At 68.8% G+C, this 16527-nt stretch carries 15 protein-coding genes and 1 pseudogene; 7 read left to right on the forward strand and 9 right to left on the reverse strand.

Annotation, left to right across the window (positions count from 1 at the left end; translation table 11 throughout):
• Positions 1 to 5: 5 nt before the first annotated feature.
• The 4 genes from AC07R7_RS03235 to AC07R7_RS03250 form a co-directional block, all read right to left on the reverse strand.
• A complete protein-coding gene (locus AC07R7_RS03235) occupies positions 6 to 338 on the reverse strand; it encodes an Lrp/AsnC ligand binding domain-containing protein (RefSeq protein WP_494634126.1) in 333 nt (110 codons plus the stop codon).
• Between the two features lie 102 nt (positions 339 to 440).
• Positions 441 to 890, reverse strand: a complete 450-nt coding sequence (locus AC07R7_RS03240) for an Lrp/AsnC family transcriptional regulator (protein ID WP_492882891.1) — start codon at positions 888 to 890, stop codon at positions 441 to 443.
• Between the two features lie 25 nt (positions 891 to 915).
• Positions 916 to 1950 carry an isoaspartyl peptidase/L-asparaginase family protein gene (locus AC07R7_RS03245; protein ID WP_494634127.1) on the reverse strand — a complete coding sequence of 345 codons (1035 nt, stop codon included), beginning with the start codon at positions 1948 to 1950 and terminating at the stop codon, positions 916 to 918.
• A 30-nt stretch (positions 1951 to 1980) separates the two neighbouring features.
• Complete coding sequence (locus tag AC07R7_RS03250) at positions 1981 to 2964, reverse strand: cyanophycinase (protein ID WP_494634128.1); 984 nt, start codon at positions 2962 to 2964, stop codon at positions 1981 to 1983.
• Between the two features lie 305 nt (positions 2965 to 3269).
• On the opposite strand from AC07R7_RS03250, the gene AC07R7_RS03255 reads away from it, so the two are divergent.
• From AC07R7_RS03255 to AC07R7_RS03270, 4 genes are all read left to right on the forward strand, one after another.
• A complete protein-coding gene (locus tag AC07R7_RS03255) occupies positions 3270 to 6059 on the forward strand; it encodes a TonB-dependent receptor plug domain-containing protein (protein WP_494634129.1) in 2790 nt (929 codons plus the stop codon).
• Positions 6060 to 6118: 59 nt separating this feature from the next.
• A complete protein-coding gene (locus AC07R7_RS03260) occupies positions 6119 to 8038 on the forward strand; it encodes a M61 family metallopeptidase (RefSeq protein ID WP_494634130.1) in 1920 nt (639 codons plus the stop codon).
• A 64-nt stretch (positions 8039 to 8102) separates the two neighbouring features.
• The gene (locus tag AC07R7_RS03265) at positions 8103 to 8390 is read left to right on the forward strand and encodes a hypothetical protein (protein ID WP_494634131.1); all 288 of its coding nucleotides are present in this window, start codon (positions 8103 to 8105) and stop codon (positions 8388 to 8390) included.
• Positions 8387 to 8797: a GFA family protein gene (locus tag AC07R7_RS03270; protein WP_492882879.1), complete on the forward strand. Its 411-nt coding sequence runs from the start codon at positions 8387 to 8389 to the stop codon at positions 8795 to 8797. Before AC07R7_RS03265 ends, AC07R7_RS03270 begins: the two co-directional genes overlap by 4 nt.
• Before the next feature lie 25 nt (positions 8798 to 8822).
• Here AC07R7_RS03270 and AC07R7_RS03275 read toward each other — a convergent pair whose 3' ends face one another.
• The 4 genes from AC07R7_RS03275 to AC07R7_RS03290 form a co-directional block, all read right to left on the reverse strand.
• Positions 8823 to 9944 carry a hypothetical protein gene (locus AC07R7_RS03275; RefSeq protein WP_494634132.1) on the reverse strand — a complete coding sequence of 374 codons (1122 nt, stop codon included), beginning with the start codon at positions 9942 to 9944 and terminating at the stop codon, positions 8823 to 8825.
• Positions 9945 to 10061: 117 nt separating this feature from the next.
• A complete protein-coding gene (locus AC07R7_RS03280; RefSeq protein WP_494634133.1) occupies positions 10062 to 10601 on the reverse strand; it encodes a DUF1993 domain-containing protein in 540 nt (179 codons plus the stop codon).
• 42 nt (positions 10602 to 10643) lie between these two features.
• Positions 10644 to 11351: a histidine utilization transcriptional repressor HutC gene (gene hutC / locus AC07R7_RS03285; RefSeq protein ID WP_494634134.1), complete on the reverse strand. Its 708-nt coding sequence runs from the start codon at positions 11349 to 11351 to the stop codon at positions 10644 to 10646.
• A complete protein-coding gene (locus AC07R7_RS03290; RefSeq protein ID WP_494634135.1) occupies positions 11348 to 12724 on the reverse strand; it encodes a formimidoylglutamate deiminase in 1377 nt (458 codons plus the stop codon). Before AC07R7_RS03290 ends, hutC begins: the two co-directional genes overlap by 4 nt.
• An 84-nt stretch (positions 12725 to 12808) precedes the next feature.
• Here AC07R7_RS03290 and hutI point away from each other — a divergent pair, with 84 nt between their 5' ends.
• Together hutI and hutH are read left to right on the forward strand one after the other, a co-directional pair.
• Complete coding sequence (gene hutI / locus AC07R7_RS03295) at positions 12809 to 14014, forward strand: imidazolonepropionase (protein WP_494634136.1); 1206 nt, start codon at positions 12809 to 12811, stop codon at positions 14012 to 14014.
• A complete protein-coding gene (gene hutH / locus AC07R7_RS03300; RefSeq protein ID WP_494634137.1) occupies positions 13999 to 15537 on the forward strand; it encodes a histidine ammonia-lyase in 1539 nt (512 codons plus the stop codon). Before hutI ends, hutH begins: the two co-directional genes overlap by 16 nt.
• Before the next feature lie 14 nt (positions 15538 to 15551).
• Here the strand turns inward: hutH and AC07R7_RS03305 are convergent.
• Positions 15552 to 15659, reverse strand: a pseudogene (locus AC07R7_RS03305) (hypothetical protein); the annotation flags it as partial.
• On the opposite strand from AC07R7_RS03305, the gene hutG reads away from it, so the two are divergent.
• Complete coding sequence (hutG, locus tag AC07R7_RS03310; protein WP_494634138.1) at positions 15656 to 16471, forward strand: N-formylglutamate deformylase; 816 nt, start codon at positions 15656 to 15658, stop codon at positions 16469 to 16471. The pseudogene AC07R7_RS03305 and the gene hutG sit on opposite strands and share 4 nt — an antisense overlap.
• Positions 16472 to 16527 lie beyond the last annotated feature (56 nt).

Below are 16527 nucleotides of genomic sequence, written 5' to 3' on the forward strand. Positions count from 1 at the left end.
GCCGGTTACGCGGCGAACGATCGGGCGCTGGATGACCGGAGCGCCGGCAGAAGACGCGAGGCCATGGCCGCGCGAACGCCGCTCAGCCCGCTGATCCTGTCGATCAGGTCGTCCAGCGCCTCGGCATGGGCGGCCTCGACGATCGCGACGAGGTCGTACTCGCCGGTGATCTGGTGCAGGGCGGTCAGTCCGGCGACCTCCGCCAAGAGTCGCTCCACCGCGTCCATGTCGCGCCGCGCCAGCCGCAGCATGACGTGCGCGCGATGGGCGGCGGCGTCTCCGGCGTCGGCGGCCGCGCCCAGGAAGCCTGGTCCGGTATGGATCTGCTCGAGGCTCAAGGTCTCTCTCCACTGAGGCTTGGTGGAGAGGTTATGCTGGCGAGACCCCAGGAAACGGACGACTTGCCGGGGTTCGGCGAGAGAAATCGTCGCCGATACGCGTCAGCGCAGGACCTTCGTCGCCAGCAGGATCGACGAGGTCGTCCGTTCGATTCCCTCGATTTCCCCGATGCGGTCGATCAGCGCGTTCAGTTCGCCCACGGTCTCGGCCTCGACCACAGCGATCAGGTCGTATTCGCCGCTGATCGCATGCAGCGCCGAAAGCTCCGGTATGGCGGCCAAAGCCTCCTCGATGGCCTTGGCGTGCTTGAGCAGGGCCTTGATCATCACCTGGGCGCGGATCAGCCGCCGGTCGTAGGGATCGCCGAGCCGCACCGTGTAACCGCCGATGATCCCCTCCTCCTCCAAGCGGCTGAGGCGGGCGTAGACGTTGGCGCGCGACAGGCCCAGGTCGCTCGCCAGCTTGGTCACCGGCTGGCGCGAATCCGCCCGCAGCATGGCCAGAAGGCGCCGGTCGACGTCGCTCAGGCCCTTGTCATCCGATTTGGTCACGCCCGTCCCCCTGTTGGCGATCGCGTCAGCGCGGCGAAGGCTCGTCGGCGTAGATCGCCGTGCGCGGCGTCGGCGCCGCCGCGGAGATCGCCCCACGATACATGCCCAGATCGTTCATGCCGAACGCCGCCCGGCCCTGGCCGTCCATGGCGATCAGGCCGCCGTCGCCGCCGATCTTGGTGATCGAGGCCATGGTTCCGTCCGCGGCCTGCTGGACGGTTTCACCCTTCCAGGCCAGCCGGTCGCAGACCTGGCGCGCGGCGCTTTCCCGAATGAAATATTCGCCCGAGCCCGTGGCCGACACCGCGCAGACCCCGTCACGCGCGTAGGTCCCCGCGCCGATAATCGGGCTGTCGCCGATCCGGCCCCAGCGCTTGCCGGTCATGCCGCCGGTCGAGGTGGCGGCGGCGACGTGGCCGGCCTGGTCCAGGGCCACCGCGCCGACCGTGCCGAACAGGTGGGTGGGATCCAACATGGCCTGGTGATCCTTGCGCCAGGCCAGCAGCTGCTTCCAGCGCTCCTCGGTATAGAAGTACTCGGGAGGCGCCTGCTCCAGGCCCTTCTCTTTGGAGAACTGATCCGCGCCCTCGCGGGCCAGCAGGACGTGCGGCGACTTCTCCATGACCGCGCGGGCCAGGCTGACGGGGTTGCGCGTGCGCGTCACGCCGGCGACCGCCCCGGCCTTCAAGGTGGCGCCGTCCATGATCGCCGCGTCCAGTTCATTGCGCCCTTCGGCGGTGAAGACCGCGCCCTTGCCGGCGTTGAACAGAGGATTGTCTTCCAGCACCCGCACGGCGGCCTCGACGGCGTCGAGGCTGGAGCCGCCCGCCTTCAGGATCTTGGCGCCCGCCTCGAGCGCGGCGTCCAGTCCGGCGCGGAAGGCCTTGTCCTTCTCGGGCGTCAGTTCTCCGCGCTCGAGCACGCCCGCGCCGCCGTGCACGGCCAGCGACCATTTGGGCGCGTTGTCGCCCGCCATGGCGGGAGCGGCCAGCGCCGACGTGGAGAGGGCGAGGCCGCAGAGGGCGAAAGAGGCGAAACGGCGAAGAGTCTGAAGCGTCATCTTGATCTCGGTCTGGCGGTCGGTCGGATCTTATCGATCACTGCGGACAAGCGTTCCCTTGTCGACGCGAGCGGTGATGGTGAAGTCCGGCTTGGTGACCTTGAATGTCTTGAAGTCGAGCGTGCTGTTGGGTCCCAGCCCGACAATCGGGAACGACGCGTAGGTCAGCGGCTGTCCGGCGATGATGGTGGCGGGTTTCTTCAGGGGACGCACCAGCCAAGCGTGACCGGGGCCGTAGTAACGACCGACCCCGTCTCCGTCGACCAGCATGGCGCCGGCCTCGTCCACGCCCAGCCCGGTGATCGTCGTGTCGTTCTCTTCCTGGATCAGCCGCCCGACGAAGGTGACCAGACGCCCCTGGCGATCGCGCTTGTCGAAGTGGGTGTCGGTGACGACCTTGGAGAGATACGGCAGGTGCAGGAAGTCGCGCACCAGCGTGACGCTGGCCCCGGTCGGGTTCTTCAGCGCGTCCGGCGAGGTCAGGCTGATCGAGTCCAGGCAGCCATAGACATAGCCGCCCAACACCGCCAGCCCCGCGCTGGTGCCGCCAATCGGCTTGCCGGCCTTGACGTGAGCGTCCAGCGCCTTGTTCAGCGCCGTGCCCTTCCAGGCGCGCACATAGTTGCTCTGATCGCCGCCGCCGAAGAAAATGCCGTCGGCGCGCGCGATAATGGCCAGCAGCTTGGGATCTTCGCCAGCGTCTTCGTCGCGGATCACCAGGGTCTCGACCGAGACCACGCCGCCGACGTCGTTATAGATCTCGTCCTGCAACTCGCGGCCCCCGCGGGCGCGCAACACGACGATGTGGCCGCCGCCAGACTGCTTGACGAAGGTCCGGAAGGCGTCGACCGGCCAGTCGCCGCCGCCGAACAATCCCAGCAGCGGCCCGGTCTTTCCCGGCGTGGGCGCGTTCACGTCGCCGATCATATAGTACTCGTAGCCCGGCCCGACGGCGTCAGGCCCCGCCGGCGTCGCCGCGTGCGCGACGCTCGCGCCCATGAGCAGCGCGGCCATGGCCATCGCGGACGCAAATCGAACCATCCGGCTTCCTCCGTTCAGACCGAGCCTAACCGCTCGGCGCGTTTTCTCGATCCGTCTTGGCGCGTTTCGGCGCCAGGATCGCCATAGCGCCCAGTATCGAGGCGCTATGACCAAATTGCTGCATGTTGCGAGCAATATGTCTATAAATTTTGACAATCTGTCATTTCCGGCTTTCAATCTGCGAAAGCCGCGATCCAAATGGATGCAATCTCGGAGCAACGCCGAGGTGCTGAGCACCCAGGACAGGACCGTCGGCGCAACAAAAAAGGGGGATATCCATGAAGACGCATCTTCTTCGCGCCAGCGCATTGGCTGGCGCGGCCGGCCTTCTGATCGTCGGCCAGGCGGCCGCGCAGACGACGTCGACCACCAGCGACGACGCCGTCGAGACGCTGGTGATCACCGGCTCGCGCATCCCTCGCGTCGCGACCGAAGGCCCCGCCCCCGTCACGGTCATCACCAGCGACAACATCAAGGCCGCGGGCTTCAACAGCGTCCCGGACGTCATGCGCGCCCTGACCCAGAACGGCGGCGAAACCCAGACCCAGCAATCGTCCAGCGGCATGGACTGGACGCCCGGCGCCCAGCAGGTCGACCTGCGCGGCCTGGGTCCCAACCATACGCTGGTGCTGGTCAACGGCCGCCGCATCGCCGATTTCCCGCTGCCCTACAACGGCAAGAGCGCCTTCACCGACACCTCGTCGATCCCGCTGGGCATGATCGACCGCATCGAGGTGCTGAGCGGCAGCGCCTCGGCCGTCTACGGCTCGGACGCCATCTCGGGCGTGGTGAACTTCAATCTGAAGAAGAAGGTCGACGGCACGACGGTCGACGTGACCTTCGGCGGATACGAGCACGGCGGCGGCGCCAGCCAGCGCGTCAACATCTCGAGCGGCTATTCCAAGGACAACTTCGACCTGGTGATCGGCGGCGAGTTCGTCAATCAGCGTCCGGTCTGGGCCTATGACCGCGACATTCAGGACAGCACCAAGGACAGCCCGACCAAGCGCACGGCGATCGCGCGGCGCGACTTCATGCGGATGGAGCCGACCGAAGAGGTCTACATCGATCCGGGCGCGAACACCTGCAAGGCGCTCTCGAAGCTCAATGACGGGTCGATCGAATATGTCAGCCGCCCCGGTTGGGGTCCCGACGGCGATCCCGGCTTCTACTGCGGCAGCTACAGCTCGATCGGCTACGGCACGATCGTCAGCGAGCGCAAGAGCGCCAACGTCGTCGCCTCGCTCAACTACGCCCCCCGCGACACCCTCTCGTTCTTCGCCGACATCTCGGCGGGCTACAGCCGCACCCGGCAGTTCCAGGACGTCCTGAGCTGGGAGTACCAGGACGCCAACGGCAGCGAGGACGGCATCTTCTACAACCAGTTCATCGGCGCGCTGGATCTCTGGCATCGTCAGTTCACGCCCGAGGAGATGGGCGGGCTGAACAAGGGCTTCATCAAGAACGTCTCTAAGACCTTCAGCATCACGCCGGGCGTGAAGGGCTCGCTGGGCGGCGGCTGGGACTACGAGGCCTTCTACAACTTCAGCCAGCACCGTTCCTCGATCAGCTGGCCCAAGGTGGTGACCTCCAAGGCCACCGCTCTTTTCCTGGGCTCCCAACTGGGCGTCGACGCGGACAGCGGCTATCCGATCTTCAACGCCGATCCGGCGCGCCTCTACAAGCCCCTGACCACGGCCGAGTTCGACTCGATCACCGCCCGCACGACCTACAAGCCGGTCGCCCGGCAGCAGGGCGTGTCCTTCCAGATCAACCAGGCGGAACTGTTCCACTTGCCCGCCGGCCCGGTCGGCTTCGCGGCGGTCGCCGAATACGGCCACCAGTCCTACAAGCTGGGCCTCGATCCGCTGGCCACGGTGAACTACTACTACAATCTGCGCGACGCCGACGGCTCGGGCTCGCGCGACCACTGGGGTGCCGGCTACGAGTTCCGCGCGCCGCTGCTGAGCAGCCTCGAGCTGTCCACCGCCGGCCGCTACGACAGCTACAAGTACGGCGGCAATACGATCGACAAGTTCACCTACAACGGCGGCGTCGAATGGCGGCCGGTGAAGACCCTGCTGCTGCGCGCCGCCTACGGCACCGGCTTCCGCGCGCCGGACCTGCACTACGTGTTCGCCAAGGAGGGCATCAGTCACCCCTCGGGCACCGACTACTACCGCTGCCGCACCGAGGAGCCGGACGAGGACGTCGGCGACTGCAGCTACGCCGACGAAGGCCTGGTCAAGGTGCGCCTGGGCAACGCCAAGCTGAAGCCCGAGACGTCCAAGTCGTTCAACTACGGCGCGGTCTGGTCGCCGGTCCGCAACTTCGACATCTCGGTGGACTACTTCCGCGTTCAGCTGGACAACGCCGTGCTGGACATGAGCCTGGACAGCGTCCTGCGCCAGGAAGCCGACTGCCGGATCGGCAAGACGTCCGCCGGAACCGCCGTCAGCTCCACCTCGCCGACCTGCGTCGACGCCCTGGCGCGCGTGAAGCGCAACCCGCTGACCGCCGCCATCAAGCCGGGCGCGATCAGCACCGTGACGATCAACCCCATCAACGTGGCCACCGAGCGGACCACCGGCGTCGACGTCGCCGTCCACTATCGCTTGCCGACCAGCAGCCTGGGGACGTTCAACTTCAGCCTCGCCCACACCTGGGTGCACAACCACACCAGCCGCCAGTACCCGGGCGATCCCATCGAGAACCAACTAGCCTTCGACAGCGGCTATGACATCCCGCGCACCAAGAGCAGCGCGACGATCAACTGGACGCTCGACGGCCTCAGCGTCGGCCTGCACGGCCAGCGCCTCGACCGGGTGCCCAACTACGCCGAGGACGGCTGGACCAAGGCGACCTACATGGTCAACGCCACCGTGCAGTACGAGATCAACGACCGCACCCGCCTGAGCCTGGCCGTCGACAACCTGCTGGACAAGGACCCGCCCCGCGACCCGACCTATTCGGGGTATCCGTACTACGACACCTCATGGTTCTCCTCGACGGGACGCAGCTACTACCTGCAGCTGACCCACAAGTTCGGCGGCGCCAGCGGCCTGTGACGCCAGGCCCGGAGCGGTCGCATCCGCGACCGCTCCGCCACTTCGCGCGAGGAAACCGCATGACGCCCAAGCTCGTATTGGCCGCGTGCCTGGCCCTGGCGGCCGTCCCGGCGCTGGCCGGTCCCAGGCCCGCTCCGCCCTCGCCGCCGATCCCCGCGGCGCGCGCGGTGGACTATCCGGGCGTCATCGACCTGAAGGTCGATGTCAGCGACACGACGCGGAAGGTGTTCCGCGTCACCGAGACCCTTCCGGTGACACCAGGCCCTCTGGTGCTCTCCCTGCCCAAGTGGATCCCGGGAGAACATTCGCCCAGCGCCCAGATCGTGCTGATGAGCGGCTTTTCGATCACCGCCGATGACGGGCGGCGGCTGGCCTGGCGGCGCGACCCGGTCGAGATGACGGCCTTCCACATGGACGTCCCGCCCGGCGTCCAATCCCTGACCATCCGCCTGGAACAGCCCACGGCCCAGCCCGGCGGTCCGGTGCGGATCGCGGTGACGCCGAACCTGGTCCTGCTGAAGTGGACCGCCGTCGCGCTCTATCCCGCCGGTCACGAGGTCGGCCGTATTCGCGTCCGCCCCACCCTGACCGTCCCCGCCGGCTGGAGCCTCGCCACCGCTCTGGATGGCGCGGAGACAACCGGCGCGACCACGCGGTTCGCGATCACGAGCTTCGAAACCCTGATGGACTCGCCCGTCTATGCCGGGCGCCACAAGGCGGTCTTCGACCTCGATCCCGGATCGCCGCGCCCGGTCCGGCTCAACGTGTTCGCCGATGCGCCCAAGGATCTGAAGGCGACCCCGGCCCAGGTCGCGATCCATCGCCGCCTCGTCCAGCAGGCCGACAAGCTGTTCGGCGGCGCGCGCAATTTCGATCACTACGACTTTCTGCTCAGCCTGAACCCCACGGTCGGCTATCTGGGCGCCGAGCATCAGAGGTCCAGCGAGAACGGCTACAGCTCGGCGGGCTATTTCACGGCCTGGGACACGGCGTTCAGCGGCCGGGACATCCTGGCCCACGAGTATGTGCACGCCTGGAACGGCAAGCACCGCCGTCCGGCCGACCTCTGGACGCCGGACTATACGACGCCGATGCGCAACAGCCTGCTCTGGGTCTATGAAGGCCTGACCGAGTACTATGGCGACACGCTGGCCACGCGGTCGGGCCTCTATTCGCCCGAGCAGATGCGCCAGCGCCTGGCCCTGATCGCGGCCAACGCCCAGGCCACCCCAGGGCGCGGCTGGCGCGACCTGCGGGACACGACGAACGCCTACATCATGAACTCCGCGGGCGGCACGGGCTCCACCAGTTGGCTACGCGCGCTCGACTACTACGAGGAAGGCCAGCTGCTCTGGCTGGACGTCGACACCCTGATCCGCGAGCGCACCAACGGCGCCAAGTCGCTGGACGATTTCGCCCGCGCCTTCTTCGGCGTGGACGACGGCGACATGAACGTTTCGACCTATGACGTCGAGGATGTCGTCGACGCCTTGAACGCGGTGACGCCCTACGACTGGGCGGGCTTCCTCGACGCCCGCCTCGACGCCCACGATCGCGCGCCGCTCGACGGCCTGGCCCGTTCGGGTTGGCGCCTGGTCTTCGAGACGCGGCCGTCCGCCTATGTCACCGCCTATGAGAAGACCGCCGAGGCCAGCCTGCTGACCTTCTCGCTGGGCGCGGAGATCGGCTGGGACGGCGCGGTCAAGGAAACGCTCTGGGACGGACCGCTCTTCCGGGCCGGCGTCATCGCCGGGACCCGGATCGTCAAGGTCGCCGGCAGGCCCTACACCCCGGAGGCGCTGCGAGCCGCGATCGCCGCGGCCGCCAAGTCGGGCTCGCCCCCGATCGCTCTCAGCGTGAAGGCCGACGACCGGGTTCGCGTCGTTCGGGTCCCCTATCACGGAGGCCTGAAGTATCCGCGCCTGAAGCGTCTGACACAGACGCCAGACAGGCTGGAGCAGATCCTCTCGGCCCGCTGATTTCAAGCTTTCTTGACGCTCGCCCAGCGCCGACCCAAACTCTGCTTCGACGCCGGAGGTTGTGATGCAGGACATCTGGAAACGCCATGGCCTCTTGATCTTCGCCCTGTGGGCGGGGGTCGGCGAGATGGCTCGCGCCGTCCGGATCGAGCCTTGGTCGTTCAAAGTCGGCCCGGTCCATGTTCATCCCGTTCCGATCGACGTCCGCTTTCAGGAAGCCGGCCTCGATGGCGGCGCCCTCCTGCTGGGCCTGACCATCCTGCTGGGCGGCCTGCTGTTCCATCGCTGGCGCCAACCGCTCGCGGACCCGATTTCCGGGGGCGACAAGAACAGAGCCGCGTCGCGCCGATGACGGCGTCCTTCAAGGGCGGCTGCCTGTGCGGCGCTCTGCGCTGGGAGGCCGATCGCGCGCCGGACTTCATGGGCCTGTGCTGCTGCGCCGACTGCCGCAAGGCGTCGGGCGGGGGCTTCATTCCGTTCATGGGATTTCCCGCGTCGGCCCTGACCATAAAAGGCCCGGCGCGGCAGTACCGCAGCCGGGCCTTCCGAGGGGGCGAGGCCACCCGCAATTCGTGTCCCACCTGTGGGGGCCTCGTCTTCGGCGGCGAGCATGGGCTGCACGACAGCCACACGATCTACGCCGGCAGCCTGGACGACCCGACCCTGTTCAAGCCGTCCATGGCCCTGTTCGACCGCGACCGTCCGGACTGGGTGATCCTGCCGGACGGCCTGACGGTGTTCGAAACGATGCCCGACTAGAGGAGGCCTCCTAGACGAAGGCTCCCTAGACAAAAGCCCCGGCGTCGTGGTGGTCGGCCGGCTGGGCGACCAGAGCCACCGCGTCGGCCGAGGCCGGGATGCTCGCCTTGGCCGCCACGAGGGCGCCGCCGTAGCTGGCCTTGCCGTCATAGGCGTCGGTCAGGAAGGCCTTGGTCGACTCGGCATAGGCCCCGACCCCGGCGTTCATGCCGGCGTACATGACGAAGCCGGCCATGGCGGCCTTGGCCCCCAGGGCGTCGTGGCCGTAGGCGGTGAAGTAGCTCTGCTGCGAGACGATGTAGTCGATCGCCGCGTTGACATTGATCCCCGCCGCCGCGGCCTTGGCGTTGCCGATGATGGCGTCATAGGCCTTCACCACCGCGTCGCGGAACGACAGGCTGTCATAGGCGGTCTTGAACGACGCCGCGCCCGCGCCGCTCATGGCCTGGTTGACCGCGAACTCGATGTATTTGTTGGAGGTGTTGTAGATCGCATAGGCGTAGTCGGTCAGGTCGGTGGTGTTGGTGGCGCTGTCGATCAGGTCGTTCAGCGCCGCCTGGCTGGGCGTCTTGCCGGTGAAGAAGTTCATCGCCTGCAGCGCCAGCGCCGAGGTGTCGACCGAATAGCCGACCAGCTTGTCGATGAAGACCGCCTTGGTGATCTTGGACGCCGCGACGTCCGCCTGCAGCTGCGCCAGCTCCTTCATCTCGTTGTAGAAGGCGTTGATCACCTTTTCACCGTTCGGGCCGCTCAGATACTCCGACAGCGCCTTGGACGAGTTGGCCGAGATGCCGGCCAGGGCTTTGTAGGCGTTCTGGATCTGATCCATGGTCAGGGTGATCGGATTGGCGACCGCTCCCCCGCCGCCCGTCCCGCCGCCCGTCCCGCCGCCCGTCCCGCCGAAAGCCGCGCTGATCGGCGTATCCAGCGAATACTTGCTCAGGGCCTCCTTGAAAGTCTGGATGCCGAGATTGATCAGCGCCGGATTGGCCTCGACGATGGCCAGCGCGGTGTCGACTTCGGGCGTCAGCACGCCAATGCTCTTCAGAAGAACGCGCAGGTCGGCAAACCGGAAGCTGGCCTGGATGAGGCCTGCATCCATCAGCTGGACCAGGAACTGGAAGTCGCGAAGTGTCGGCTCGGCCATGACGGGATCCCTCCGGGACCCTCGCCGCACCACGCGTCACACCTGGCCCCCGAACGCCGTTCTACGTTTCCGGCGCCCGGGACCGACATCCCCCGAACAGGGGGTAGCCAGAAGGACTCAACCTCCGGGCAGCGTGCCGGGACGGATATAGGCGAACATGTGCGGCACCCAGTCGGGCTTGCCCAGCGGGACGCCCTGGTTGCGCAGGATCGCGTAGGCGGTCGTGACGTGGAAATAGAACTGGGCCAGGGCCCAGTCGCGCAGGAACTGCTCGCCGGTCAGGTCGAAGACGATGCCGTTGGGCATCTTCAGCTCGATCGGCTTTTCGGCCGCGCCGTCGAAGGCCGAGGCCGGCGTCGCCTCGATCCGCGCCGCGGCGTCGGCGAGTTGGGCCCGCAGGCCGGCGAAGTCGGTCGCGTCCTCGGCCGGGGCGAACGAGTCCGCACCCGTCAGGTAGCGCAACAGATCGCTGGCCTGCACGCAGACGAACCGCACCTGGGTCGACAGCGGGAACATGTCCGCCGCCAGCCGCGCCCCGATCAGGCTCTCCGGCGCCAGGCCGTGCTCGGCGGCATGGGCCTCGCCCCTGGACAGCTGGGCCGACAGGCCTTTCAGCATCTGGGCGTAGGTCGGGATGGCGATCGCGTGCAGGTCCATGGGCGTCCTCCGGTTTGGCGAGGAGGTAAGCCGGACTCGGCGTCAGGTGCCAGGCCCGAACCGCGCCACCAGGTCGTACGCCTCGCCTGGGAACACCTGTCGCACCCTCGTGACGTGCTGGCCCTCGCGCCAGGTGCGGCGGTCGACGACGAGGCAGGCCGCGCCCTCGTCCAGGGCCAGCAGGCGGGCGTCGTCTGCGTCGGCGTTGACGGCGCTGATGCGGCTCTCGGCCTCGGTCCAGGCGACGTGCTCCAGCAGCCAGGCGCCGGGCGGGACATGGGTGAAGTCGGCGGCTTCCATCCCGGGCGCGGCCTTCAGGGCGACGAGCCGCCGCTCCAGGGCGAACGGCCGGCCGCCGGCGTCGTGGACGCCGTCCAGCGCCAGCAGTTTGCCGCCGGCCGCCAGCTCGACCTCCTCGGGGCTGTCGCGATCGGCGGCGCGCACCGTCCGGGCCAGCAGGCGGAAGGCGTAGGCCTCGCCGCGCGCGACGATCTCGGACTGGATGTCGGGGATGTTCAGCACCGGCGCGTGAACGCGTGGTCGGGCCACGAACGAGCCGGCGCGTTTGCGGCGCACGATCAGCCCGGCCTCGACCAGGGCGGTCATGGCCTTGTTCACCGTCATCCGCGAACAGCCGTACTGGCCCATCAGCTCGGCCTCGGTCGGCGCGCGATGGCCGGGCGCCCATTCGCCGGAGCGGATGCGCGCCTCGATGTCCGAGCGGATGCGCTGGTGCAGCGGTCCCGTCACGCCAGCAGGGCCTTCAGGGTCTGAACGTAGCGCGCTCTGATCGGCTCGCGGGCGTGGTGGCGGCCGCCCGAGACCAGCTGCTTGCCGTGCCGCCAGACAGTGTCGATCCCGCCGCCGGCGAAGACCAGGCTGTCGATCAGCGTGTCGCCGGAACGGCCGACGATGTTCGGATGGCTTGTGTCGAGGGTGATGAAATCGGCCGCCGCGCCGCGCCGCAGGCCGCCGCGTCCGACGCCCAGGGCTTGAGCCCCGCCCAGGGTCGCCGCGCGCCACAGGTCGCCGCCGGTGGAACGGCGCGGTCCGCCCGCCAGCACGTTGCGGGCCCGGCGGGTCAGGCGCTGGGCGTATTCCAAGGTTCGCAACTCCTGGGCGGCGTCGATCACGATGTTGGAGTCCGTCCCGATTCCGAAGCTTCCGCCAGCGGCCAGGTAGTCCGGCGTCGGAAAGATCCCGTCGCCGAGATTGGCCTCGGTCACCGGGCACAGGCCGGCGGTGGCGCCGCTCTTGGCCAGGCGCTCGGTCTCGGTGGCGTTGATGTGGGTGGCGTGGATCAGGCACCACTGCTTGCCCACCTCGGTGTGGTTCATCAGCCAACGGACGGGACGCTGGCCGGTGGCGGCCAGGCAGTCGTCGACCTCCTTGGTCTGCTCGGCGACGTGCATGTGGATCGGGCCGCCGGCGGCCAGCGGGACGATGGCGTCCAGCTCCTCGGCCGTGACCGCGCGCAGGCTGTGCGGGGCGACGCCGACCACCGCCTCGGGCAGGTCGGCGACGATCGCGCGACAGACCTCGACCAGCCGCGCGAAGCCGTCGACGTCATGGATGAAGCGCTTCTGGCCGTCGGTCGGCGGCAGGCCGCCGAAGTTGCTGTGTGCGTAGAACACCGGCAGCAGGGTCAGGCCGATCCCGGTCTCCTCGGCCGCCGCCGCCATCCGCGCGGCCATCTCGGCCGGGTTGTCGTACAAGCCGCCGTCGGGCGCGTGGTGCAGGTAGTGGAACTCGCCCACCCGCGTGAAACCGCCCTCCAGCATCTCGACCTGACCCATGGCGGCGATGGCCTGGGCCATGTCGGGGTCCAGCCGCTCCAGGAAGCGGTACATGACCTCGCGCCAGGTCCAGAAATTGTCGCCCGTGTCGCCGCGCGTCTCGGCCAGACCCGCCATGGCGCGCTGGAAGGCGTGGCTGTGGACATTGCCCAGGCCCGGCAGGGCGGGGCCAAGGCGGAGAGCGTCACCCACCGACGTATCGGTGTCGATGCGGGCGATGCGGCCGTCGGTGAGGGTGAACTTCACGCCCCGCGCCCAGCCGTCCGCCAGCAGAGCGCTCTCGCACCAAACCACCGTGGAAGACTCGGAAATGTGCGCGTCGGTCACTGGACAAGCCTCATCGTTCGCAAATATGTCTATACATATTGAAGCGGCCCGCAAGAGACGGTCCGCGTTGGCGGAGGCAGGCTCATGCGCTGTGATCGGGTGTGGATCAACGCCCGTCTCGCGACCCTGGCCCCGGATCGCGAAGGCCTGGGGATCGTCGAGGACGGCGTCGTCGCCAGCCTGGACGGTCGCATCGCCTATGCTGGTCCCGCCACCGACGCGCCGGCCTTCGAAGCGCCCGAAACCATCGATGTCGAAGAGCGCTGGATCACCCCCGGCCTGATCGACCCGCATACCCACCTGGTCTTCGCCGGCGACCGCGCCCACGAGTTCGAGCTGCGCCTGGCCGGGGCCTCGTACGAAGAGATCGCCCGGGCCGGCGGCGGCATCGTCTCGACCATGCGCGCCACGCGGGCGGCCTCGGAAGACGAGCTGGTCCAGGCCGCCCTGCCCCGCCTCGACGCCCTGATCGCCGAGGGCGTCACCACGGTCGAGATCAAGTCCGGCTATGGCCTCTCCCTCGACGACGAGATCAAGAGCCTGCGCGCCGCCCGGACCCTGGCCGACATCCGCCGTGTCGGGGTCAGCACCACCTTCCTCGGCGCCCACGCCCTGCCGCCGGAATATCGCGACGACAAGGACGGCTATGTCGCCCTGGTCTGCGAGAAGATGATCCCCGCCATCGCCGCCCGGGGCCTGGCCGACGCGGTCGACGGCTTCTGCGAGGGCATCGGCTTTTCCCCTGGCCAGATCCGCCGCGTCTTCGAAGCGGCCAAGGCCCACGGCCTTCCGGTCAAACTGCACGCCGAGCAGCTTTCGAACCTCGACGGCGCCGCCTTGGCCGCCGCGTTCGGGGCGCTGTCGGCCGACCACCTGGAGCACCTCGACGCCCCCGGGGTCGCCGCCATGGCGGCCTCGGGCACGGTCGCCACCCTGCTGCCCGGCGCCTACTACTTCACGCGCGAGACCCGCGTCCCGCCGATCGCGGCTCTTCGGGAAGCGGGCGTGCCCATGGCCCTGGCCACCGACTGCAACCCCGGCACCTCGCCGATCACCTCGCCGCTGCTGGTCATGAACATGGCCGCCACCCTCTTCCGGATGACCGTCCAGGAGTGCCTGGCTGGCGTTACGCGCGAAGCCGCGCGGGCCCTGGGGCTGCTGCACGATCGCGGGACGCTGGAGGCCGGCAAGGCCTGTGATCTCGCCCTCTGGGACATCGAGCGTCCCGCCGAACTTGTCTATCGCATGGGCTTCAATCCGCTCCATGCGCGCGTGTGGAGAGGCCAGTGACCAAGCTTGTTCTGAACCCCGGCGACGTGCCGCTGGCCGACTGGAAGGCGATCTATCGCGGGGCCTCGGCGCGCCTGGCCGAGAACGCCTGGCCAGTGATCGCGGAGAGCGCGGCGGCGGTCGAACGCATCCTGGCCAAGGGCGAGCCGGTCTACGGCATCAATACCGGCTTTGGGAAACTGGCCAGCGTCCGCATCGGCGACGCGGACCTGGAGACCCTGCAGCGCAACATCGTCCTGTCGCACGCGGCCGGCGTCGGCGAGCCCTCGCCGGTCCCGGTCATCCGCCTGATGATGGCCCTGAAACTGGCCAGCCTGGCGCAGGGCGCCTCGGGCGTGCGGGTCGAGACCGTGCGCATGCTGGAGGAGATGCTGGCCCAGGGCCTGACGCCGGTGATCCCGTGCCAGGGCTCGGTCGGCGCCTCGGGCGACCTGGCGCCGCTGGCGCACATGGCCGCGACCATGATCGGGGTCGGCGAGATCTTCGTCGAGGGCGAATGCAAGCCGGCCGCCAAGGCGCTGAAGAAGGCCGGCCTCTCGCCTCTGACGCTCGGCCCCAAGGAAGGCCTGGCCCTGCTCAACGGCACCCAGTTCTCGACCGCCAACGCCCTGGCGGGCCTGTTCGAGGCCGAGCTGCTGTTCCAGTCGGCCCTGGTCACCGGCGCGCTGTCGACGGAAGCCGCCAAGGGCTCGGACACCCCGTTCGATCCGCGCATCCACGCCCTGCGCCGCCACGCCGGCCAGATCGAGACCGCCGCCGCGCTGCGCGACCTGATGGCGACCTCGGAGATCCGCGCGTCGCACCTGAAGGCGGACGAGCGCGTCCAGGACCCCTATTGCCTGCGCTGCCAGCCGCAGGTGATGGGCGCGGCGCTGGATGTCCTGCGCCAGGCGGCGGCGACGCTGGAGACCGAGGCCAACGGCGTCTCGGACAATCCGCTGATCTTCCCGGAAGCTGATGAGGCGCTGTCGGGCGGCAATTTCCACGCCGAGCCGGTGGCCTTCGCCGCCGACATGATCGCCCTGGCCGTCTGCGAGATCGGCTCGATCGCCGAGCGCCGCATCGCCATGCTGGTCGACCCGGCGCTGTCGGGCCTGCCGGCCTTCCTGACGCCCAAGCCGGGCCTGAACTCCGGCTTCATGATCCCGCAGGTCACGGCCGCCGCCCTGGTTTCGGAGAACAAGCAGAAGGCCTATCCGGCCAGCGTCGACTCGATCCCGACCTCGGCCAACCAGGAGGACCACGTCTCGATGGCGGCGCACGGCGCGCGGCGCCTGATGGGCATGGTCGAGAACGCCACGGCGGTGCTGGGCATCGAGCTGCTGGCGGCGGCGCAGGGCTGCGACTTCCACGCCCCGCTGCGGTCGAGCAAGACCCTGGAGGCGGTGCGGACGCTGACGCGCAGCCAGGTCGCCCACCTGGACGACGACCGGCACTTCCACCCGGACCTGGAAGCGGCGAACGCCCTGGTGCGCTCGGGTGCGGTGATCGCGGCGGCGGGTGTGCTGCCGGGGGTTAGCTGATGCCCTCTTTTCTTGTCATCCCGGAAAGCCCGCAGGGCTTGTCCGGGACCCAGGGGTCGGCGCACTGCTGTCGCCCCTGGGTCCCGGCTCTCCGCTTCGCTGCGGCCGGGATGACACGATGAAAGATTGGCTCCAGATCGTTCGCGGCGACGCCCCCTTGATCGTTTCCCTGCCCCACACCGGGACCGAGATCCCGCCGGACATCGAGGCCCATCTCGTCTCCCCCTGGCTAGCCCGCAAGGACGCCGACTGGTGGGTCGATCGGCTCTACGCCTTCGCCGAGGAGATGGGGGCGACGATGGTGCGGACGGCGATCTCGCGCACCGTCATCGACGTCAATCGCGACCCGTCGGGCGCCTCGCTCTATCCAGGCCAGGCGACCACGGCGCTGTGCCCCACCACCACCTTCGACGGTGAGCCGCTCTATCGCGACGGCGGCCCCGACGTGGCCGAGATCGAGCGACGCCGGGCGATGTACTTCGAGCCCTACCACGCCGCACTGCGCGCCGAGATCGACCGCCTGCGCGCGGTCCATCCGACCGTGGTGCTGTACGAGGCCCATTCGATCCGCTCTCACGTGCCGCGCCTGTTCGACGGCGAGCTGCCGCAGTTCAATCTCGGCACCAACAGCGGCGCGTCCTGCGACCATGCCCTGACCGCCGCCGTCGAGGCCGCCTGCGACGCTTCGGGCCGAACCCGCGTCACCAACGGCCGCTTCAAGGGCGGCTGGACCACGCGCCATTACGGCCAGCCCGGCGCGGGCGTCCACGCCATCCAGATGGAGCTGGCCTGCCGGGGCTACATGGACGATCCGGCCGAACCGCCCTCGCCCGACACCTGGCCCGCGCCCTTCCACGCCGACCGCGCCGAGCCGCTGCGCGCGGTGCTGGAAGACGTGCTGACGGCCTGCCTGGATTTCGCGAACACGACCTGATCGCGCGGCGAAACCTCGTCCTTCGACAGGCTCAGGATGAGGTTTCGAATGATCGC

This window comes from Caulobacter sp. GW821-FHT05F04, assembly GCF_059419665.1.

What these genes read in the sequence shown, in the direction of transcription:
- AC07R7_RS03245 (WP_494634127.1), bottom strand. Translation starts at nt 1,950, where the DNA reads ATGACGCTTCAGACTCTTCGCCGTTTCGCCTCTTTCGCCCTCTGCGGC.
- AC07R7_RS03250 (WP_494634128.1), bottom strand. Translation starts at nt 2,964, where the DNA reads ATGGCCGCGCTGCTCATGGGCGCGAGCGTCGCGCACGCGGCGACGCCG.
- AC07R7_RS03255 (WP_494634129.1), top strand. Translation starts at nt 3,270, where the DNA reads ATGAAGACGCATCTTCTTCGCGCCAGCGCATTGGCTGGCGCGGCCGGC.
- AC07R7_RS03260 (WP_494634130.1), top strand. Translation starts at nt 6,119, where the DNA reads ATGACGCCCAAGCTCGTATTGGCCGCGTGCCTGGCCCTGGCGGCCGTC.
- AC07R7_RS03265 (WP_494634131.1), top strand. Translation starts at nt 8,103, where the DNA reads ATGCAGGACATCTGGAAACGCCATGGCCTCTTGATCTTCGCCCTGTGG.
- AC07R7_RS03270 (WP_492882879.1), top strand. Translation starts at nt 8,387, where the DNA reads ATGACGGCGTCCTTCAAGGGCGGCTGCCTGTGCGGCGCTCTGCGCTGG.
- AC07R7_RS03275 (WP_494634132.1), bottom strand. Translation starts at nt 9,944, where the DNA reads ATGGCCGAGCCGACACTTCGCGACTTCCAGTTCCTGGTCCAGCTGATG.
- AC07R7_RS03280 (WP_494634133.1), bottom strand. Translation starts at nt 10,601, where the DNA reads ATGGACCTGCACGCGATCGCCATCCCGACCTACGCCCAGATGCTGAAA.
- hutI (WP_494634136.1), top strand. Translation starts at nt 12,809, where the DNA reads ATGCGCTGTGATCGGGTGTGGATCAACGCCCGTCTCGCGACCCTGGCC.
- hutG (WP_494634138.1), top strand. Translation starts at nt 15,656, where the DNA reads ATGAAAGATTGGCTCCAGATCGTTCGCGGCGACGCCCCCTTGATCGTT.